The organism is Streptomyces sp. NPDC034085, from assembly GCF_055575555.1.
Genome location: NZ_JBVISL010000003.1, coordinates 574,304 through 594,808, shown reverse-complemented (window position 1 = coordinate 594,808; position 20,505 = coordinate 574,304). Strand labels below are relative to the sequence as shown.

Here is a 20,505-nt window from a genome sequence, read left to right as displayed (position 1 = left end):
CCCCGTCAGCGCGCGGCCGGGGGGCCCGCCCCGGCCTCCGGCTGCGAGGGGTGCTCCAGCGGCGGGGCGCCGATCGAGCAGTGCGTGCGGCACTGCGGGTGGCAGACCCCGGGCGCGGGGGAGCGTACGGTCGCCCAGGCCGTCGCGGCGCCCGCGACCAGCGCCCCGGCGCACCAGAGCACGGCCCGCCCGAAGGCCGCGTCGAAGGCCCCGGCCGACAGGTACGCGTCCGGGCCCATGCCCGCCAGCAGCGGCAGCGCCGCCACCGCGAGCAGCCCCGCGGCCCGCGCGGCGGCGTTGTTGATGCCGCTGGCCAGGCCCGCCCGGCCCGCGGGCACCGACGCCAGGACGGTGGCGGTCAGCGGCGCCACCAGCAAGGTCATGCCCGCCCCCATCACCACCATGGCCGGCAGCACGTCCCCCGGGTAGGAGGCGTGCGGGCCCACGCGCAGCATCAGCAGGGTCCCGGCCGCGCACAGCAGCGGGCCCACGGTGAGCGGGACGCGCGGCCCGATCCGCTCCCCGAGCGCCCCCGCCCGGGACGACAGCAGCAGCATCAGGGCGGTGGTGGGCAGCAGCGCGGCTCCCGCGCCCAGGGCGGAGTAGCCGGAGACCACCTGGAGCTGGAGCACGACGAGGAAGAAGAAGCCGCCGAAGGCCGCGTACACGAACAGGGTGACGAGGTTGACGGCGGTGAACTGCCGGGACGCGAAGACGTCCGGCGGGACCATCGGATCCGGCCGGTGCCGCTCGACGTACACGAAGACGGCGGCCAGCAGCACCCCGCCCGCGGCCGCGGCGATCACCGGCGCCGCCGCGGACCGCGCCTCGATCAGCGCGTACGTCATCAGGGCCAGCGCCGCCGCGCCGAGCACCGCGCCGAGCACGTCGAACCGCCCGCTCGCCTGCGGGTCCCGGGATTCCGGTACGTGTCTCAGGGCGACCGGCACGCACAGCGCGGCCACCGGCACGTTCAGCAGGAACACCCACCGCCAGCCCGGCCCGTCCACCAGCCAGCCCCCGAGGAACGGCCCGACCGCCGCCCCGACCCCGCCGAACCCCGACCACAGGCCCACCGCGCGCGCTCGGTCGCCGGCGCGGATCGAGCCCTGGATCAGCGCGAGCGAGCCGGGTGTCAGCAGCGCCCCGCCGATGCCCTGGAGGGCGCGGGCGGCGATCAGGATCCCGGCGTTCGGGGCGAGCCCGCACAGCAGCGACCCCACCGCGAACCACACCACGCCGAGCACGAAGATGCGGCGCCGCCCGAACCGGTCGCCGAGCGCTCCGCCCACCAGGATCAGCCCGGCGAGGGTCAGCAGGTAGGCGTTCACCGTCCACTGGAGCACGGCCAGGTCGGCGCCGAGGTCCCGCCCGATGCGCGGGAGGGCCACGTTGACCACGGTCGAGTCCAGCAGGGCCATCGCCGACCCGAGCACGGTGGCGACCAGGATCCACCGCCCCCGGGCCGAGCGCAGCACGACCCCCGGCTCCGCGCCGGACACGGGGCGGGGTACGGGGGCCGGCGACGGGCGGCCGGGCTCGGGCACGGATTCGCCGGACATCGCGCTCATCTCCCCAGGCTGACCCGGCCGCCCCCGGAAAGCCAGCGGGCGGCCGCTCCCCTGGGCAGCGCTCCTTCGCCAGGCCCGTGAAATGCGCATGGCAGCTTCCGCGGCATGACGCGCGCACGTCGCGCACCACGGCGCCGCCAAGCCCCTGGTCGCACCAGGGCGGGGGACCGCCCGCCCGGACGCGGAGCAGCAGCGTCCTGCCGCCCGCCCCCGGCATTCGGGTGGCGGGCGGCGACTCCACCCGCACGTCCCGGCGGACGTGCCCGCCCGCCCCGGCGGGGCGACGTAGCGTGGCCGACCATGACGCCGCAGATCGAGGCACTCATGCGCGCGGCCGACCCGGCCGCACTCTGGGCGGTGGGATCGGCGGACGCCGTCCACGCAGCCCACACCGGCCACCCCGACGGCTGGGACACCCCGCTCGACGCCACAGCCCTGACGGCGGTGCTCGCGCTCTGGCCCGTCATCGGCGGGCTCGTCGCCCAGGGCGAACTGACCCTGCACACCCCGCTCACCGCCTACGGGCCGGCGGCCTCGGCGGGGCTGCCCGGCGGTACCACCGCCCACCACCTGCTGACCCACGGCGACGGCCCGCCCGCACTCGCCGCCCTCACCCGCCTCGCCGAACACCTCGCCGGCACCCCGCTGGCCGACCACGCCCGCACCCGCGTCTGGCGGCCCCTGGCCATGCACGGCACCCGTTTCGCCGAGGGCACCCTGCACACCAGCCCCGCCGACCTCGCCCGGTTCCTGCGCCACCTGCTCTCCACCGCCGACCGGCCCGTCGCCCGCGCCTGGACCGCGGAGTCCCTGCGGATCCGCACCGGCGAACTCACCCCCTCCCGCGGCCTGCTCTGGCACCCCGCCCCCGGCGGGGTGTGGACCCACCACCCCCCGTCCGGCCCGGGGCCGAGCGTGTGGATCTCACCCCGCCTGGGCCGCTGGGCGCTCCTCGTCCCCGGCCCCGCCCACCGCCCCGCGGACGCCTCCCCGACCGGCTCCGCCGCCCCGCTGCGCACCGTGTTCCGCGAGGCCGCGTTCGGTCCCGTTCCCGCGCGCGCCGCCCGCGGGGCGGACGTACCGTGATCCCGAACTCACCGTACGCAGCCCCCGCGAGGAACCCATGTCCGACGCCGCGACCGACCTGGCCACCGACCCGGCCGCCGGCACGTTCGACGCCCTGTGCCGGGACCTGGCCGACACCGCCGACGCCGTCGGCGAAGCCGCCCGGTACGCCTCGGGGCTCGCGCTCGGCGGCCGCCTGACGGCAGGGGCGCTCGCGGGGCGGGCCGGCGGCAGCCGGCGCCGCGCCTGGCGGACGCTGCTCAGCACCCTCAACGACCCGGCCGGCTTCGGCTGGGCGCCCCGCGGACGCGGGCTGGCCCGGGCCGGCTGGGTCGCCGGGATCCTGGCCCGCCGGGAGAGCCTCGCCGTCAGCACCGCCGTCTGCGGTCTGAAGGCCCGGATTCGGGCCGCGGGCGTGAGCCGCCCCGAACTGCTCGCGGACCCCGGCTGCGCCGCCGTCCTGCGCGCCGCCGCACAGGACCGGCAGGCCGACGCGGCCCGCGCCTTCCGGGCCCTGCTGCGCGAACGGGGCGCCCGGCAGGCCTTCTCGCTGCTGACCCCGGCCTTCGCGGACATCCTGGCCTGGCACGCCCTGACCGACGAGAACCCGTTCAACGACCACGCGGGCTGGCAGGTCGCCACCGGCCGGGCCGTCCCCGCGCGACCGCTGCTCGGCCTCGGCGCGGCCCTGCGCGCCTTCTGCGCCCGAAGCCCCGGCCCGGACCGGGCCGCGACCCCCTGGAGGAGCCCGTGAGCGACTGCCCCCGGCCGGGCCGGCCCGCCCCGGCGGACGGACTGCGCACCCACTCCGCGGCCCTGCGCTCCCACGCCCGGAAGCTGCGGGCGGGGGCGGCCGCCCTGGAGTGGCACGGAGGGGAGGCCGACGCGTTCCGCGCCGAGGTCACCGCTCTCGCCGACCGCTGCGCCCGCGCCGCCGCCGGCCTCGCCCTCGCGGCGGCCCAGCTCGACGGGCCGTACCGCCGGCGCGGGTGACGCGGCGGGGGCGCGGGTCGGGGGACCAGGGACAGCAGCAGCACGAAGCCGAGGCCGCCCGGCCGAGGGTGACCGTCACAGGGGGTTCCTTCGGCTGTCGTGGGGAAGCCGGAGGGCGGCCAGCGCCCGTCCGGTGATCTCCTCGGCCGTGCCGGTCACGTCGACGGCGATCCCGCGCTCGTCCCCCTGGAGCGGTTCGAGCGCGGCGTACTGGGAGTCCAGCAGCGAAGGGGGCATGAAGTGGCCCCTGCGGGCCGCCATGCGCCCCTCGATGAGCGCCCGGTCCCCGGTGAGGTGGACGAACACGGCGTCCGGGGCGGCCACGCGCAGCCGGTCGCGGTAGGCGCGCTTGAGGCTGGAGGCGGCCACCACGCCCCCGCCGCGCCCGGCCCGGTCGCGCATCCACGCCCCGATCGCGTCCAGCCAGGGCCGGCGGTCGGCGTCGTCCAGCGGGGTGCCCGCCGACATCTTGGCCACGTTGGCCGCAGGGTGGAAGGCGTCGCCCTCCGCGTACGGAAGCCCGAGCGCCTCCGCGAGCAGCCGGCCCACGGTCGTCTTGCCCGTGCCGGCGACACCCATCACCACGATCAGGCGCTGCGCACTCATGCGGTACCTCGCTTTCCTCGTTGCCGGGAGCACCACTGGAACTCTGACCCCGACCCGGCCGCGGTCACCTTCACCGGTGTGACCGCCAAGATCCGAAAGAGACGGCCCTATCCGGCCGCGGCGGCTCCGCGGGTGGCGAACTGGGTCCGGTACAGCTCCGCGTACCGGCCGGCCGCCGCCAGCAGCTCGGGGTGGGTGCCGCGTTCCACGATCCGGCCCTGCTCCACCACCAGGATCAGGTCGGCCGCCTGCACCGTCGAGAGCCGGTGCGCGATCACCACGGCCGTCCGCCCGGCCAGGGCCTCGGCCAGCGCCTCCTGGACCGCCGCCTCCGACGTGGAGTCCAGGTGGGCGGTGGCCTCGTCGAGGATCACCACCCGCTGCCGGGCCAGCAGCAGCCGGGCGATCGTCAGCCGCTGCCGCTCCCCGCCCGACAGCCGGTAGCCGCGCTCGCCGACGACGGTGTCCAGGCCGTCGGGGAGGGAGGCGACGAGCCCGTCCAGGCGGGAGCGGCGCAGGGCCTCCCACAGCTCCTCCTCGCCCGCCTCCGGCCGGGCCAGCAGCAGGTTGGACCGTACCGACTCGTGGAAGAGGTGGCCGTCCTGGGTGACCATGCCGAGGGTGTCGCGGATGGAGTCGGCCGTGAGGTCCCGTACGTCGATGCCGGCCAGCCGGACCGCGCCCGCGTCGGCGTCGTACAGGCGGGGCAGCAGCTGGGCGATGGTGGACTTGCCGGCGCCGGAGGAGCCGACGAGGGCGATCATCTGGCCGGGCTCGGCGCGGAAGGACACCTCGTGGAGCACCCGGGTGCCGCCGCGGGCGTCGAGGGTGGCGACCTCCTCCAGCGAGGCGAGCGAGACCTTGTCGGGGGAGGGGTAGCCGAAGGAAACCTGGTCGAACTCCACGGACACCGGGCCGTCGGGCACCTCGACCGCGTCCGGCTTCTGGGCGATCAGCGGCTTCAGGTCGAGGATCTCGAAGACCCGCTCGAAGCTGACCATGGCGCTCATCACCTCGACCCGGGCCCCGGCCAGCGCGGTCAGCGGGGCGTACAGCCGGGTCAGCAGCAGCGCCAGGGCGACCACCGAGCCGGCCTCCAGGGTGCCGCGCAGGGCGAAGTACCCGCCGAGACCGTAGACCAGGGCGAGGGCCAGCGCCGAGACCAGCGTCAGGGCGGTGATGAAGGCGGACTGGGCCATCGCCGTGCGGATCCCGATGTCCCGCACCCGGGCCGCGCGGGCCGCGAACTCGGCGGACTCGTCGGCGGGCCGCCCGAACAGCTTGACGAGGGTGGCGCCGGGCGCGGAGAACCGTTCCGTCATCTGCGTGCCCATCGCCGCGTTCAGCGCCGCGGCCTCCCGCTGCATCCCGGCCATCCGGGCGCCCATCCGGCGGGCCGGCAGCACGAACACCGGTAGCAGCACCAGCGCCAGCAGGGTGATCTGCCAGGAGATGGTGAGCATCACGCCGAGCGTCAGCAGCAGCGTCACGACGTTGGAGACCACCCCCGACAGGGTGTTGCTGAAGGCCCGCTGGGCGCCGATCACGTCGTTGTTGAGGCGGCTGACCAGCGCGCCCGTCCGCGTCCGGGTGAAGAAGGCGACCGGCATCCGCTGGACGTGGTCGAAGACCGACCGGCGCAGGTCGAGGATCAGCCCCTCGCCGAGCGTGGCGGACAGCTTGCGGGTGAGCAGGCCGAGCCCCGCCTCGGCCACCGCGATCACCGCGATGAGCAGCGCCAGCCGGATGACCTCGCCCTCGTCCCCGTGCCCGACGATGGTGTCCACGATCCGGCTGGCCAGCAGCGGGGTGGCCACCGCCAGCAGCGCGCCCACCACGCTGAGCAGCAGGAAGAGGGTCAGCCCGCGCCGGTGCGGGCGGGCGAAGGCGGCGATCCGGCGCAGGCTCGCCCGGGAGAGCGGGCGGCGGTCCTGCTGGGCGTTGATCGCGCTGTGCAGCGAATGCCAGGCGGTGACTTCCATGTCCATCCCCCCACGCTAGGACCTCAACCGGACTTCAGGTCAACGGATCCGCCCGGACCTTCCCCGCCGGCCCTCCAACTCACGGTGACGTAAAGGAACTTCGCGATGCCCGTGCGCGGCCGACGCCCGGTGGCATCATCGGGGGATGACGCAGCCAGACCGCCCCGGCCGCCCGGACGCCGACACCGTCCTGCACCGCTTCGGCCGGTGGGTCCGCGACACCCCGCAGGCCCCCGCGCTCATCGCCGGGGACGAGACCGTCCCGTACGCCGAACTCGACGAGCGGTCCGACCGGCTCGCCCGGCACCTCGTCGACGACGGCCTGCCCCCGCACGGCCTGGTGGCCCTCGGCCTCGCCCGGCGGCCCGAACTCGTCGTGGCCCTGCTCGCCGTCCTCAAGGCCGGCGGGGTCTACGCCGTCGTCGACATCGCCGACCCGCGCAGCGGACGCCGGCAGCTCTCCGCCCTCTCGCCGCACCTCCTGATCACCCACCCCGCCGATGAGGCCCGCCTCGACCCCGGCCCCGGCCCGAGGATCCTGCACCTGGCCGCAGAAGCCGAACGGTTGTCCCGCCGGTCGGGCCTGCCGCCGGAACACACCCCCCGGTACCGGGACGCGGCCGTCCTGTTCACCGGTGCCGACACCCCGCGCCCCGTCGCCGTGAGCCACCCCCTGCTGCTCGCCGCCCACGACGCGTGGGCCGAGGTGGCCCGGCTGACCCCCGAGGACCGGCACCTGATCACCGCCGGGCCCGACGTCACCCCCTTCGCCGCCGGCTGGACCCGGGCCCTGTGCTCCGGCGGAGCCCTCGTCCTGCCCGACGGCCCCGCCCCCACCCCCGACGACCTGCGCCGCACCGTCCGCGACGCACGGGTCAGCGTGGTCCACACCGACCCGGCGATCGCAGCGGAGCTGCTGCTCCGGGACGCGCCGCCGGCCTCCGGCACCCTCCTGCCCGCGCCCCGGCGCGAACCGGACGCCGAGCTCCGCTCGCTGCGGCTGCTCGCCGTCAGCGGGGACCGGCTCTACCTCGACGAACAGAGCGCCCTCCAGGACCGGCTGCGCCCCGGGGCACGCGTGCTCAACGTCTACGCCCTCACCGAGGCCGCCGGCACCGGCACCTGGTTCGAACTGCCGCAGCTGCCCCGCCCGCTGGACGGACCGGAGCGGATCTCCCTGCTCGGCACCGCCTTCCCCGGCTGCCGGGCCGCGGTGCGCGACGGGGAGGTCGTCGTGGAGCCGCCCGGCGGCGGCGACGCGGTACCCACCGGGGACCTCGGGGTCCTGCGCCCCGACGGGCTCCTGGAGTTCGGCGGCCGGGTCCGCGACCGCATCGAGACGGAGGACGGCGGCCGGATCGACCCGTACCCGCTGGAGTCCGCGATCCGTACGCACGCCGCAGTGGGCACCGCGCTCGTCGCCCGCGTCCCCGTGCCCGGAGGCGGCCGCCGGCTCGTCGCGTACGTCTCCCCGCCGCCCGGTGCCCCGGCCGACGGGCTGCCGAACGCCGCCCGGCTGCGGGAGCACCTGTCGGGGGTGGCGCCCGGGAGCGAGGCCCCCCGCGCGGTGATCCGGATGCGCGCCCTGCCCCGCACCCGCGCCGGCCGAGAGGACCGGACGCAGGTGCCGCAGCCACCGCTGCTGCTGGCCCCGGTGGGCGGGGGCCGGGCCGGGACCAAGTACGGCGGGGTGCGCAGGGCGGGCGGCGCCGGGAGCGAGGAGGTCGTGCCGCTCTCCTGCGCCCTGGGTTGCGGGGCGCTCCTCCTGGGCCTGCTCAGCCGGGTCCTGACGGGCGCCCTCTGGCCCGGGTCGACCGACCTCACGGGTGTCCCGAACCCGTGGGCCCTCCTCTTCTGGCTCCTCTACCTCTGCGAGTGCCTCGCCTTCGGGGCCGGCGTGATGTTCCTCTTCACCGGACGCCGGCCGATGCTGGCCCAGCGGCGCGGACGCGGCATCACCACCGCCGCGCACCTGGCGATCGCGTACCTGCTGATCGCGTGGTGGCCGCAGGACAACTTCTACCGGCTGGCGGCGAAACAGGACTGGCCGCGCCAGGCCGCGCTCGTCTACGGCTTCAACGTGCCGCTGATGGCCGCGGCCGTCGTCGTGGCCGTCTACGCGACCCGCAAGCCGGCCGGCCCCTTCGACTTCGACGACTGACCGGTACCGTTCGGCGAGCTCGTCTTCGTTCCCTTCGGCACCCCTCGACTTCGACGGTCCGGTGAGTCCTGTCCGGTCACCGGTTCCGGTTCACGGAAAGGACCGCGGCATGTCCAGCGACCGCCTCATGCGCATCCACAGCGCCGAGTTCCAGGCCATGGCCGAGAGGGTCCTGCGGGTCACCGAGCTCACCTCCCGCCTGAACGTCCTGCCGTTCGACGACGAAGCCGGCAAGGCGGAACTGTTCGAGGAGATCCTCGGCAAGCCGCTGCCGCCGAGAGTGACGATCTACCCGCCCTTCTACACGGACCACGGCCTCAACCTCGACCTGGCCGAACGCGTCTTCATCAACCAGAACTGCACGTTCCTGGACTACGCCGGCATCCGGATCGGCGAGCGCGTGATGATCGGACCGAAGGTCACGTTCATCACCAGCGGCCACCCCGTTGATCCCGAGGAGCGGCGGCTGTACCTCACCGGCGCACCCATCGACGTGGCGGAGAACGTGTGGATCGGTGCCGGTGCCACGATCCTGCCCGGCGTCAGCATCGGCCGTGACGCCGTGATCGCCGCGGGCGCGGTCGTGGCCGACGACGTTCCGCCGGCCAGCCTGGTGACCGGCGGCAAGGCGACCGTGCGCCGGACGTGGTGACGGCCTCCCGGGACCGCGCCGATCCCGCGACTGCGTCCTCCCCGCCCCATGCCCGATACGACGAGCAGATCAGGCGACAGTCACATGATCGGCCGAACCGCTCCTGGAGGCCCCGGTAGCGGCGTGGGTCCGACTCAGGCGGATGCAGCGTTGCGGGACAGTGCCGTGTGCAGGGCGAAAGCGCCGAGCAGGCCGCCTGCCGTGAACCGTTGGGCGGTCAGGATGCGGGGCCGGGTGGCCAGGAACGTCGACATGCGTGCTGCTCCCAGCATGATCAGGGCGTTCACGGACAGTCCCACGACGATCTGCACCGTCCCGAGTTGAAGCAGCTGTCCCCAGGCCGGGCCGGCCTGCGGGTCCAGGAACTGGGGCAGCAGTGCGGCATACATCAGGGCGATCTTGGGGTTGAGCAGGTTGGTCAACAGCCCCATCGAGAACAGGCGGGCGTCGGAGACCGGGGACAGGTCCCGGGCCGGGGCGAACGGCGAGCGGCCGCCGTGCCTGAGCATGTCCCAGGCGAGGTACGCCAGGTAGGCGGCCCCGGCGAGCTTGACCATCGTGAAGGTCACCGGCACGGCGGCGAACATCGCGGACAGCCCCGCAGCTGCGGCCAGGAGGTAGCACACGAAGCCCACGGCGGTCCCACTGAGGCTGACCAGGCCCGCCCTGCGGCCTTGGGTGATCGCCCGGGAGGCGAGGTGGATCATGTTCGGTCCGGGAGTCAACGCCATGCCCAGTTCGACGAGGGCCACTCCTCCGACTGCGGTCAGAGCGATCACCGGTCAACCTCCCGTTGTTCGTCGGGAGCCCCGTACGGAGGGGGCGCCCGGTTGCAGAGGGCGGGGTGGCGCACGAGCCGCGCCTGCCTCGCCCGACTCACCCTATGGCTTCGCCGCTCGGTATGCGTATGCGCATCGTCCACGGTGCCGTGCCCGGGCCGGCGCTGAGGGCGATCCAGGACTGTGTCACGGGTGGTGCGTGGGTCCAGTCTCCGTACCGTGGTGGCTATTCGGTGTGCAGCACGGTGGCGATGGTGGTGCGGGCCGCCGCGCGGGCGGGGATCAGGGCGCCGAGGACGGCGATCATCACGCCTGCCAGGAGCATCGCGGCCAGTTGGGGTGCGTGCCATACGTCCTTCATGTACTCCGGGAAGTCGACCACGCCGACGTGGTCCACGACGAGGCGGTGGGCCGCGATCCCGAGGGGGATGCCGAGCAGTGCGCCGACGGCGCCGAGCCCGGCCACGGAAGTGACCGTCATCAGGATCACCTGACGGGGCGTCATGCCGATGGACTTGAGCATGCCCAGGTCCCGGCGCCGTTCACGGGTGTTGAGCAGGACGGTGTTGAACACGCCGAGCGAGGCCACCAGGGTGAGCAGCACGGTGAAGACGGTGGAGAAGGTGATGACGGTGGCGGTGCCGGCGTTTCCGGGGTCCAGGACGGAGGCGTGCACGGCCGGGTCGAGCTTCCCGGCCGCCTCGGCGTAGGCCCGGGCGTCGGCGCCGGGGGCGAGACGGACCGTGTACTCGGTGGCGTGGGCGTCGGGTGCGAGCCGGGTCAGGGTGTCCCAGGTGGTCTCCAGCGCACGGGCGTTGCCTTCGATGACCTGGCCCACCACGGTTGCGGTGATCTTCTTTCCGTTCAGTTCCAGAGTGGTCCGGTCGCCGATCCTCAGGCCGCGCTGGGTCAGGAAGGCCGGTCCGGCCACGATCTCGCCGGCCACTGCCGGGGCCCGGCCCTTGACGATGGTGTGCGCGTAGAGGGAGTCGTCGCCGCGGTAGAAGTCGGCGAAGACGGGCTGGTTCTGGCCGGTCATGCTCGCCTGGGACAGCGCGCGGGCCCGCACCCCCTCCGCGCCCGGCAGGGCACGCAGCCGCTCCTCGATCTGTGCGTCGCTGAGGCGGGGCACCGTCCTGTCGTCGCCGGATCCGCCGGTCGTCACCTGGATGTGGGCGGCGCCGTCCTCCTTGCCGACGTTCCCGAACGCCACCAGGGTGCTGGTCAGGCCGGTGGACAGGGTCACGGTGGTGACCCCGAGGACGATGGCGGCCAGGGTCAGCAGGGTGCGGGCGGGGCGGGCGAACGGCTGGCCGAGGCCCAGGCTGACCGGGCGCGGCAGCCGGGTGGCGCCGAGGAGACGCTGGACACGCAGTCCGCGCCCGGTGCGGGGTGCGCCGCCGGCGCTGATGGCCTGTGCGGCGGGCAGCCGGTGGGCCCGCAGGGCGGGGATCAGGGCGGTGATCAGTACGAGGGCCGGCATGCCCACCAGGCAGGCCACGGACACCCACGGGCTGATCTCGCCGACCGTTGCCCGGCCCACGTCGACGCCGGTGAAGGCGACCTTCATGATCGGTCCGGCCAGTGCGTTGCCGGCCAGTGTGCCCAGCGCGCTGCCCGCCAGGGCCGGAACGGAGAGCATCGTCAGGTAGACGGCGACGACCTGGTTGGGGGTGAACCCCAGCGCCTTGAGGACCCCGATGTGCCGGAATCCGGAGACGACCGCCCCGCTGACCACGTTGCCGACGATCAGGACGGAGACCAGCAGACCGAGGACGCCGAAGAGGGTCATGAAGGGGAGGTAGGAGTCGGCCAGCGCGGAGAAGGCCTGCTTGAGGGTGAGGTGGGTCTGCGCGCCGGTGAGCGCCTCCTTGGGCAGTCCCGCGGTGGCCCGGTCCAGCGAGGTGCTCAGCTGGGCTTCGGTGCCGGATGTCGTGAAGCGGTAGAGCATCTGGGCCGAAGTGGGGTGCAGGGCGGCCATCTGCGCGGGTGAGACCCAGGCGCTCGCCGATTTGCTCATGCTGGTGGCGAACCCGACGACGGTCAGCGTCCCTCCGCCGGGGATCTGCAGCTTCGTACCGAGGAGTTGCGTGCCGGGAGAGCCCTGGACGGACCAGTTGACGACGATCTCGCCGGTGCCGGTGGCCCAGCGGCCCTCAAGGAGGTCGATCCGGTCCACGGGACCCGCCGGATCGGCCCGCCCGACGACGGTCAGGGTGCCGCCCGCCATCCAGAGCCAGTCCTTGGGTATGTCGACGACGGACTGGCCGAACGGTCCTGCCGCGGCCTCCACTCCCGGCTGCGCGGCGGTTCGGGCCAGTTGCTCCGGGGTGACCTTGGTGGTGTCGAAGGACGCCGCCGTGTGCGCGCCGCGCTGTTCGGCGTACGCCTTGTCGAACGGGTCGGAGGCGGCGCTCAGGAGCGCGAGGGCGAGCAGGACGGTGGTGGTCGAGCAGAGCACGACGAGTCCGATGACGAAGGTCTGGAGCCGGCGGCGCTTCACGGCCGCGCGCGAGGCTCTCCACACGGCGCTCACGCGGTCGCCTCCAGCGTGCTCTCACGGGCGATCCGGCCGTCGGCCACTTCGACCAGCCGGCTGGCGCAGCGGGTGGCCAGCTGAGGGTCGTGGGTGACGATCAGCAAGGTCTGGCCGATCTGGTTGAGGTCGATCAGCAGGTCCATCACCTGCTCGCCCGACTTGCTGTCGAGTGCGCCGGTCGGCTCGTCGGCGAGGAGGAGGGCGGGCCGGTTCATCAAGGCCCTCGCCACGGCGACGCGTTGACGTTCGCCGCCGCTGAGCGTCGCCGGGTAGTTGTTGCGGCGCTTGGCGACACCGAGTTCGTCCAGGAGTTCCAGGGCCCGGCGGCGCGCCTGGCGGACCGGGGTGCCCGTCAGCTGCGCGGCCAGTGCCACGTTGTCCAGGACGGGCAGGTCGTCGATGAGGTTGAAGAACTGGAAGATCATGCCGACGTGGCGGCGCCGGAACAGCGCCAGGCCCGTCTCGTTCAGCTTGCCCAGGTCGTGTCCCTGCACCTCGACCGTGCCCGAGGTCGGCCGGTCCAGGCCGGCCACCATGTTGAGCAGGGTGGACTTGCCGCAGCCGGAAGGCCCCATCACCGCGACCGCGTCGCCTGCCTTGATCTCCAGCGAAAGCCCGTCCAGCGCCTTCGCGTCGCCGAACTCCTTGTGCACGCCGTCCAGCCGTACCACTGTCTGCCGGGCACCATCGTGATCGTTTGTCATGCCCCGAAACTTAGGCTCGGCGGCGATCACGGTGCGTCGCCCCCCGGATGTATCCGCATGCGCAGGTCATCCTGGAGATGTACGCGGGGGAGGTACGAGGCCGCGTCCCGGAGGCCGGTGCACCGCACCACCGCACCCCTGGGAGGATGACCGCATGGGGGAATCATGGACGACCTTGCTGCTCATCGCGCTGGCCGTGGCAGTCGGCGCCGCCGGATGGCTGGCCGTGGCGGCGGCGCGGGCGCGGCGCCGCCACCGCAAGGCCATCGAGGAGCGCGGCTGGCTGCTGGAGCGTGAACGCGAAAGCGCGACACGAGCCGCGGTCGATGCCGAACGGGCGCGGATCGCCTCGGAGTTGCACGACATCGTCAGCCACAACGTCAGTGTCATGGTGGTTCAGGCCGGCGCCGCCCGCGAAGTACTCACCACACTGCCCGAGCAGGCCGCAGCCGCGATGAGCGCCGTGGAATCCGCCGGCCGCACCACGATGACCGAGCTGCGGCACCTGCTCGGCCTGCTCGCCCCCGCGCAGAACGGCGAGGACGAGCCCTACGACGTGGACCTGTCACCACAGCCGAGCCTGAGCCGGCTGAGCCCGCTCATCGACAAGATCGCCTTCGCCGGCCTGCCCGTCGAGATGCGGATCTCGGGCGAACCGCGCCCGCTGCCGACCGGGATCGACGTCACCGCCTACCGGATCATCCAGGAGGGCCTGACCAATGCGCTCAAACACGGAGACGGGACGAGAGCAGAGGTGACGGTGCGGTACGCGGACAACCACCTGCGCGTCGAAGTACTCAACAGCGGGCCGAGCGTCCTGTCGGGCGACACACCCGCCTCGAGGGAACCGGGCCGGGAACAGGCGGACGGCACCGGACGCGGCCTGCTGGGCCTGCGCGAGCGGGTGTCCGTCTACGGCGGCGACCTCGACGCACGCCGCCGCCTCGGCGGCGGCTACCGCGTCCGCGCCCGCATCCCCCTGGACCGCCCGTGACCACCCCCGACGCGCCCGCACCGCGCGTGGTGATAGCCGACGACCAGGAACTGCTGCGCACCGGCTTCCGCATGATCCTCACCGCCCGCGGCATCGACGTGGTGGGCGAAGCCTGTGACGGCGTCCAGGCCGTCACCGTCGTGCGGGAACTGCGTCCCGATGTCGTGCTGATGGACATCCGCATGCCCCACATGGACGGCCTGGAAGCCACCCGTCGCATCCTCGCCCATGCCCCGGACTGCCGGGTGATCATGCTGACCACCTTCGATCTCGACAAGTACGTGTACGCCGCCCTGGCCTCCGGAGCAAGCGGGTTCCTCCTCAAGGACGTCACCCCCGCGCACCTGGCCGCCGCCGTACGCCTGGTCGACACCGGCGACGCCCTGCTCGCCCCCGCGATCACCCGCCGCCTCGTGGAACGCTTCGCCGCCGGCCCCCCGACGCCGGTCCCGGCCACCGGCCCGGGGCTCGCGACCCCGGCGGTCCACCGAAACCTGGCGGCACTGACACCACGCGAGCGGGAGGTGCTGACCTGGATGGGCCGGGGCCTGTCCAACACCGAACTCGCCGGTCGACTGACGCTCAGCGAAGCAACGGTCAAGACCCACGTCGCCCGGATCTTCTCCAAGCTGAGCCTGCGCGACCGCGCCCAGGCCGTCGTCCTCGCCTACGAGACAGGGCTCGTGGCACCCGGCGACGCCGACGCCGCCGGCCCTCAGTGACATCGGGTGTGGGGGACCCCGAGAGATGAGCCGTCCCGCGACGGACGGTCACCCTCCCCCAGGCATACATCCGGGGGAGGGGGTGGGCAACCGGACTGCCATCCCCGGCCCGATGCCCGGACACAGCTCCTGACGGAGTGTTGTCCTCGTGATCGAAGTCAACGAACTCACCAAGCGCTACGGCAGCAAGACAGCCGTCGACCACCTGACCTTCACCGTGCGGCCGGGCCGGGTCACCGGATTCCTCGGCCCCAACGGAGCGGGCAAGACCACCACCCTGCGCATGATCCTCGGCCTGGACTCGCCCACCGGCGGGACGGCCACCGTCACCGGCATCCCCTTCCGCAGCCACGCACGGGGACTGCACCACGTGGCGTGCTCGTCCGGCGCCGCGACGTCTGAGGGGGCCGGGCCGGGGCACGGGTCCGCATCAGCTCCGGACAGGAGGACACAGCCGCACAGCGACGTTCTGGGCAGCCCGGTTGAAGGCACGGATCTCAGGTGCGGTGTTGGTGACGAGCCAGGTGGGCGCCCATTCCAGGGGCGCCGCATCGCTCAGCGGCAGATAGGTGACGCCGGGGCGCGCGTAGAACCGTGACACCTGGGCGCCCATGACGAAGGCGCCTTCGTCGGCGTCGATCAGCGCCAGTGCCTCCTGAAGTGTTTCGAACCGGGGGCCCGGTGCGATGGGGCGGCCCGCGGGCGTCAGGCGGGGTGTGCGGTCCGCGCGCCAGTAGTCGGGAAAGGCGTCGGCCACCTGCAGTATTTTGACCGCGGCCAGGTCTTCCAGGGAAACGCTGTCACGGCGGGCGAGCGGGTGGCCGGACGACACCCCCAGCACCCGGGGTTCGGAGAACAGGACCGGCCCGGTGACCATGTCGGGTTCGTGGTGCGGCAGGCTCACGACCAGAAGGTCGACATCGCCTGCCCGCAACCGCCGGAGGCCGTCGACGATCTGCATCTCCCGGAGCCGGGCCCTCCAGCCGGGGTGGTTTTGGTCGAAGAGCCGAGCGGCCTGTGCCATGAGCTGTCCTGCGGCGGCGCCGAGGAACCCGACCCGCAGAAGGCGGTCGATGCCGCGCGCGGCGTTGACCGCCCTCTCCACCCCGGCCTCGATCTGGTCGTAGGCCGGGCGCACGTCCTCGTGCAGCAGCCGGCCGGCCTCGGTGAGGCGGACATGACGACTGTTGCGTTCGAACAGCGGTGTGCCGATGTGACGTTCCAGCCTCTTGATGGTCTGACTGATCCGGGCCGTGCTCACGTGCAGACGTGCGGCCGTGCGGCCGAAATGCAACTCCTCGGCCAGTATCAGGAACGCCTCCAGCTCAAGCCGCTCCAGCACGTGGACCTCCGGATGTTAAACCCACCTCAACGACCGTTGCACTATGCCAGCTTGTTGGCGCGTCGGTCCCGTAGGAGTCTGAACAAGCCGATTGCGAGGGGTACTTGCCCATGCGCCCGAGCCTCGCTCCCCGTCCCCCGACCGGGCCCGCACCGCCCCACCGGATGCGAGGCCTCCGCTCCTTCACTGCCCCGACGGAGCACACCGTCCCTCAGTCCCTTGCCCCCTTGTCACGAGAGCAGGACCATGCGTTTGTTCCTTTCCTCCTGGAAGCTGGGAGACTCCCCCGAACTGCTGGACGACCTCGTCAAAGGTGCCAGAACCGCAGCGGTTGTCGGCAACGCGCTGGACGCCCTCCCTGCCCCGCAAAGGCAGCGGGCCACCGGCCGGGAGGTCGCGATGCTGCGCGACCGCGGATACCGGGTGACCGAGGTGGACCTGCGGGACCACTTCGGTGATGCGGCCACGCTCGCCGACCGGCTGTCCGGTTTCGGCGTCGTCTGGGTCCACGGCGGCAACCCGTTCGTCCTGCGGCTGGCGATGGCCCTCAGCGGCGCGGACGAGATCCTGACCGACCTGCTGGATCGCGACGCCCTCGTCTACGCCGGCTGGAGTGCCGGCGCCTGCGTCCTGTCACCCAGCCTGCGCGGCCTCGAGCTCGTCGACGACCCCGCCGACGCCGTCACCGCCTACGGCCGGCAGGCCGTCTGGGAGGGGCTCGGTCTCCTGGACTACGCCTTCGTCCCCCACTACCGCTCGCCGATCCCCGAGAGCGAGTCGATCGAGCGCGTCGTGGAGCGCTACGACCGCGAAGGAGTGCTCTACCGCGTTTTCCGCGACGGCGAGGTCACCCTCGTCTCCTGACCGCCGGCCCTGCGATCCGCTCGCCCCACTCGATGCGCTCGACGCCGCATCCCGGAGGGTCAGCCTGGAGCCCGCGCTGCCGGAACTGGTGCGGGCCCCCGTCTCCCAGCTCGACGGCAACGGCTGCGCCTACGCCGGGACCGATGCACCTGCCCTTCTTCTGTCGAAGCGGCTCGCTCACCGCAGCACGCAGCCACCCCTCACTTACGGTCAGGGACATGATGAAGCCACTACCGCCTGCGGGGCCCCCGCGCACCCTCGCGCTCGCCCAGTTGAGCAACTCCGTCGGCGACGGAGCGTTCTACGTGACCTCCGCGCTCTACTTCACCCAGGTCGTAGGCCTCGCACCCGCCAGGATCGGTCTCGGCCTCGCGGTGGCCTGGGCCGTCGGCTCGGTCGCCGGAGTACCGCTCGGGCGCCTCGCGGACCGCAGGGGCCCGCGCGGTACGGCGGCGCTGCTCGCCCTCGCGACCAGTGCGGCCGTCGCCGCGTTCCTCGTCGTACGGGACTTCCTGCCGTTCCTCCTGGCCGCCTGCCTCTACGCCTCCGCGCAGTCGGGCCTGGCCGCCGCCAGACAGGCACTCCTCGCCGGTCTGATCGCGAGGGAAGAACGCACCACCACACTGGCCCACCTCCAGTCCACCCTCAACGCGGGCCTTGCCCTCGGCGCGGCCCTCGGCGGCCTCGCCCTGTCCGCCGGTACGCGCAACGCCTACCTGGCCGTCTTCGTAGTCGACGCGGTGAGTTTCCTGGTCTGCGCCCTCGTCCTGCTGCGTCTGCCGGCGGTGGCCCCCCTCCCCGCGCCGAAGGGTGCCAAGCTCGCGGTGTTGCGCGACCGCCCGTACGCCCTCCTCACCCTCCTCAACACGGTGCTGCTGCTGCGGATGCCCCTGCTCAGCCTCGGCCTGCCACTGTGGATCACCGAACGCACCACCGCCCCCGCATGGCTGGTCTCCGCGCTCTTCGTCCTCAACACCGTCGCGGTCATGCTCTTCCAGGTCCGCACCGCTCGCTCCGTCACGGGCACATCCACAGCGGTCAAGGCCCTGCGCCGCTCCGGCTGTCTCATGCTCCTCACGTGCGCGGTCTTCGCCCTCTCCGCGGGAACGCCGGCCTGGGCGGCCGTCACCGCCCTGCTCGCCGGCTCGGTACTGCTGGTCGCCGGGGAGATGCTCCAGTCCGCAGGCTCCTGGCAACTCGGTTTCGCTCTGGCCCCGGCCGACCGAGTCGGCGAGTACCAGGGCTTCTTCGGCACCGGCGTCACGGTCGCCCGCACCCTCGGCCCACTGGCGCTCACCACGGTGCTGATGGGGGTGGGCACCCCGGGCTGGTTCCTGCTCGGCGCTCTCTTCCTGGCCGCTTCCTGCGCCATGGGCCCGACGGCCCGATGGGCGTCGGCAACCCGCCCTTCCACGGCGCCCGCAGTGATCGAGGCGGCCTGAACCCGGAGAGGACGCGGGAGTGCCGGCCGCGCAGGGCGGCTCGTGCGGTGTTGCTTCTGGCCGCGTCTCAGGTCAGGCTGTCGAACTTGCCGAGGGAGGCACCGACCACCGCCGCGACGGCCGCGCCCACGAAGAGGAGGCCGATACCGAGGATGACAAGAACCAGGACGGCGTCCCGGATTCGCCGGCCCCGCGACCGCAGCGGAAGTACGCGGCCGGGATCGCGTGGGTCGTATGCCGCCTCGATGCTCCAGGTCGGGATGGAGTGTCGCACGGTGCGGACCAAGCCGCCCGGATCCGTGTACGCGTACCGGCCGGGCTGGTCCTGGAGCCGGATGGCGGCCGTCCGGACTCCGTGTTTCCGCAGGTACCGCTCCTCGACCGGCGCGTAGGCGAGGAACGTGCCGAACGTGAGGATCAGTATCCCGAAGAAGCTGAGCGGGATCATGAAGATCATGGCGGCCGGGCTTCCCATAAGGCCCACGAGCACGCATGAGCCGATGGCCACGAGGGTCGCCACGAGCGCGCCGCGCTTCATGCGGCGGAGCCAGTTCCGGTAGCTCGGCTGGTACAGGCGCTCGCCCCAGACGAGGGCCGCGCCGTCGATCGCCTCGGTCTTCTCGCTCTGTCCTGGCCGAGCCGCGTTCACGGCGTCGGCGAAGGCGACGGCTACGGCGGCGTCCACGACGTCCCAGACCCGGTGGACGTGCGTCCTGTCCGTGCTCGACGCGGCGGTCAGCTCGACCGTGACCGACTGCCCCTCGACGAGTACACGGCTGATGGCCTTCAGCGGGATGTGCGTCTGCTCGTGCGGACGGCGCACGATCAGCACATCGTTCTCCACGAGCGCGACGGTTTCCCTGCCGGCGTGGAGAACGGGTATGTGAGAAGTGATCGACATGTGCGTGATGGTAGGGGTGGAGGTCGGCGCCCGGGAGCCCTCGGACGCAAGGGCTTGATGCCCTGGCGTTCGGGCTCGGCCGGCTTCGTACAGCACAAGTTCCGGTGCGTGGATCCGGCCGGTACAGGCCCGGTTCGGCGAGAGCGGTGCGGTCGACCGGGTGTTCGAGGGGCTCGCCGTCGGGCTGGCGGACCGCGGTGCGGACGGCCTGGACATCGCCCTGCATCCTGAAACGATCAGTTAGGCGTACGGGGCGGACCGGGAGCCGGCCTCGGTTCCGGGGCGGTCACGGGGCGGAACGTGCTGTCAGGGACGCTCCGAAGTCCGCTCCGGCCGCGAGGGCCCGTTCCCGCACCAGGGCCTCCGCCGCGTCCAGCGCCGCGGCGCTGCGCGCGGCCACCAGCACGCCGAGCCAGGGCGCCGGGTCGAAGGCGCCGGTCACGATGGCCGGGACGAACACCGCCCCCAGCCGCGCACAGCCCCGGGCGAGCTCCCCGCACACCTCCTCCAGCTGAGCCTCCGGCAGCCGCGCGCCCAGCTCCACCCGGTCGGCGATCCGTACGAGGTGCCCCGCGCCCCGCAGTTCGTCCAGCCGGGCCGCCACCATGAAGGCCGCCGACGGGCCGGTCAGCCGCAGGTTGGCCTCGGTCGGCGCGAGCCGCCCCGCCGCGTCGGTGACGAAGTCCACGTCGAACCAGCCCCGATAGCCGCCGGCCGCCAGCTCCCGGCCCACCGCCGCCCCGAACGCGAGCAGCGGTCCCTCCAGGCGGGCGGGAACCAGCCCGGGCCCGACCGTCGCGCCGCGGTAGCCGCCGTCGGTGACGTCCATCACCGCCGCGCCGACCTCGTGCGGCCGGCCCGCACCGTCCACGAAGCCGTCGTAGGTCAGGTCCCGCGGAAGGTGCGCGGCTGTCGGGCCGGATACGTACTCCTCCAGCAGCACGGGGCCGCGCGGCAGCCGGCGCAGCACGGCGCGGGCCCCGCCGGCCTCGCGCACCCCGGCGGAGGTCACCACCGCGGTACCCGAACCCCCGACACCGTGCTCCGATTTGAGAACGGTGCTCTCGCCCGCCCGTGCCCGCGCCGCGACCCGGCGTGTTTTCGCGCACCCGGTTGCGGTCCGCCCCCGCGCGGGGAGACTGACCCCCAGATGCCCGCCGCCCGCCCAGATCCGGGCGAACAAGGGGT

Annotated in this window: 18 protein-coding genes and 1 pseudogene; 10 read left to right on the top strand and 9 right to left on the bottom strand. The window is 73.5% G+C overall.

The features are described 5' to 3' along the window. Positions 1 to 5: 5 nt before the first annotated feature. Complete coding sequence (locus ACZ501_RS13030; RefSeq protein ID WP_468794832.1) at positions 6 to 1,571, bottom strand: MFS transporter; 1,566 nt, start codon at positions 1,569 to 1,571, stop codon at positions 6 to 8. A gap of 300 nt (positions 1,572 to 1,871) precedes the next feature. Between ACZ501_RS13030 and ACZ501_RS13025 the strand changes: the two genes are divergently transcribed. Genes ACZ501_RS13025 through ACZ501_RS13015 form a run of 3 tightly spaced genes read left to right on the top strand, consistent with a single transcriptional unit; the run spans position 1,872 to position 3,629 of the window. Further along, positions 1,872 to 2,657, top strand: coding sequence for a serine hydrolase domain-containing protein (locus ACZ501_RS13025; RefSeq protein WP_468794829.1), 786 nt, complete (start codon positions 1,872 to 1,874; stop codon positions 2,655 to 2,657). Between the two features lie 37 nt (positions 2,658 to 2,694). After that, on the top strand, positions 2,695 to 3,390 hold the full coding sequence (locus tag ACZ501_RS13020; RefSeq protein ID WP_468794826.1) for a hypothetical protein: 696 nt from the start codon (positions 2,695 to 2,697) through the stop codon (positions 3,388 to 3,390). Then, entirely contained in the window at positions 3,387 to 3,629 is a 243-nt protein-coding gene (locus ACZ501_RS13015) for a hypothetical protein (protein ID WP_361606267.1), read from the top strand. The genes ACZ501_RS13020 and ACZ501_RS13015 overlap by 4 nt, the downstream gene beginning before the upstream one ends. A gap of 75 nt (positions 3,630 to 3,704) precedes the next feature. Here the strand turns inward: ACZ501_RS13015 and ACZ501_RS13010 are convergent, their stop codons facing one another. After that, positions 3,705 to 4,235, bottom strand: a complete 531-nt coding sequence (locus tag ACZ501_RS13010; RefSeq protein WP_468794823.1) for a gluconokinase — start codon at positions 4,233 to 4,235, stop codon at positions 3,705 to 3,707. Positions 4,236 to 4,342: 107 nt separating this feature from the next. Further along, positions 4,343 to 6,223 carry an ABC transporter ATP-binding protein gene (locus ACZ501_RS13005; protein WP_468794820.1) on the bottom strand — a complete coding sequence of 627 codons (1,881 nt, stop codon included), beginning with the start codon at positions 6,221 to 6,223 and terminating at the stop codon, positions 4,343 to 4,345. Positions 6,224 to 6,362: 139 nt separating this feature from the next. On the opposite strand from ACZ501_RS13005, the gene ACZ501_RS13000 reads away from it, so the two are divergent. Continuing rightward, positions 6,363 to 8,378: an AMP-binding protein gene (locus ACZ501_RS13000; protein ID WP_468794817.1), complete on the top strand. Its 2,016-nt coding sequence runs from the start codon at positions 6,363 to 6,365 to the stop codon at positions 8,376 to 8,378. A 109-nt stretch (positions 8,379 to 8,487) separates the two neighbouring features. Next, entirely contained in the window at positions 8,488 to 9,030 is a 543-nt protein-coding gene (locus ACZ501_RS12995) for a sugar O-acetyltransferase (RefSeq protein ID WP_361606255.1), read from the top strand. Between the two features lie 134 nt (positions 9,031 to 9,164). Here ACZ501_RS12995 and ACZ501_RS12990 read toward each other — a convergent pair whose 3' ends face one another. The 3 genes from ACZ501_RS12990 to ACZ501_RS12980 form a co-directional block, all read right to left on the bottom strand. Next, positions 9,165 to 9,809: a LysE family translocator gene (locus tag ACZ501_RS12990; RefSeq protein WP_468794814.1), complete on the bottom strand. Its 645-nt coding sequence runs from the start codon at positions 9,807 to 9,809 to the stop codon at positions 9,165 to 9,167. 226 nt (positions 9,810 to 10,035) lie between these two features. Then, positions 10,036 to 12,345 (bottom strand): ABC transporter permease, encoded by a 2,310-nt coding sequence (locus tag ACZ501_RS12985; RefSeq protein WP_468794811.1) that lies wholly within the window; start codon positions 12,343 to 12,345, stop codon positions 10,036 to 10,038. Continuing rightward, positions 12,342 to 13,052 (bottom strand): ABC transporter ATP-binding protein, encoded by a 711-nt coding sequence (locus tag ACZ501_RS12980; RefSeq protein ID WP_361606246.1) that lies wholly within the window; start codon positions 13,050 to 13,052, stop codon positions 12,342 to 12,344. The genes ACZ501_RS12985 and ACZ501_RS12980 overlap by 4 nt, the downstream gene beginning before the upstream one ends. 154 nt (positions 13,053 to 13,206) lie before the next feature. On the opposite strand from ACZ501_RS12980, the gene ACZ501_RS12975 reads away from it, so the two are divergent. From ACZ501_RS12975 to ACZ501_RS12965, 3 genes and pseudogenes are all read left to right on the top strand, one after another. Then, on the top strand, positions 13,207 to 14,046 hold the full coding sequence (locus tag ACZ501_RS12975; protein WP_468794808.1) for a sensor histidine kinase: 840 nt from the start codon (positions 13,207 to 13,209) through the stop codon (positions 14,044 to 14,046). Further along, positions 14,043 to 14,768, top strand: a complete 726-nt coding sequence (locus tag ACZ501_RS12970) for a response regulator (protein ID WP_468794805.1) — start codon at positions 14,043 to 14,045, stop codon at positions 14,766 to 14,768. The genes ACZ501_RS12975 and ACZ501_RS12970 overlap by 4 nt, the downstream gene beginning before the upstream one ends. Positions 14,769 to 14,916: 148 nt before the next feature. Continuing rightward, positions 14,917 to 15,141: pseudogene (locus ACZ501_RS12965) on the top strand (ATP-binding cassette domain-containing protein); the annotation flags it as partial. A 57-nt stretch (positions 15,142 to 15,198) separates the two neighbouring features. Here the strand turns inward: ACZ501_RS12965 and ACZ501_RS12960 are convergent. Next, a complete protein-coding gene (locus ACZ501_RS12960) occupies positions 15,199 to 16,110 on the bottom strand; it encodes a LysR family transcriptional regulator (RefSeq protein WP_468794802.1) in 912 nt (303 codons plus the stop codon). Positions 16,111 to 16,356: 246 nt separating this feature from the next. Between ACZ501_RS12960 and ACZ501_RS12955 the strand changes: the two genes are divergently transcribed. Together ACZ501_RS12955 and ACZ501_RS12950 are read left to right on the top strand one after the other, a co-directional pair. Further along, positions 16,357 to 16,974, top strand: a complete 618-nt coding sequence (locus ACZ501_RS12955; RefSeq protein WP_361606237.1) for a Type 1 glutamine amidotransferase-like domain-containing protein — start codon at positions 16,357 to 16,359, stop codon at positions 16,972 to 16,974. A 218-nt stretch (positions 16,975 to 17,192) separates the two neighbouring features. Then, positions 17,193 to 18,416, top strand: a complete 1,224-nt coding sequence (locus ACZ501_RS12950; protein ID WP_468794799.1) for an MFS transporter — start codon at positions 17,193 to 17,195, stop codon at positions 18,414 to 18,416. 67 nt (positions 18,417 to 18,483) lie between these two features. On the opposite strand, the gene ACZ501_RS12945 is transcribed toward ACZ501_RS12950, so the two are convergent. Both ACZ501_RS12945 and ACZ501_RS12940 read right to left on the bottom strand, forming a co-directional pair. Continuing rightward, on the bottom strand, positions 18,484 to 19,317 hold the full coding sequence (locus ACZ501_RS12945; protein WP_468794796.1) for a hypothetical protein: 834 nt from the start codon (positions 19,315 to 19,317) through the stop codon (positions 18,484 to 18,486). A 286-nt stretch (positions 19,318 to 19,603) separates the two neighbouring features. Beyond that, a complete protein-coding gene (locus tag ACZ501_RS12940; RefSeq protein ID WP_468794793.1) occupies positions 19,604 to 20,332 on the bottom strand; it encodes a hypothetical protein in 729 nt (242 codons plus the stop codon). Positions 20,333 to 20,505: the final 173 nt, after the last annotated feature.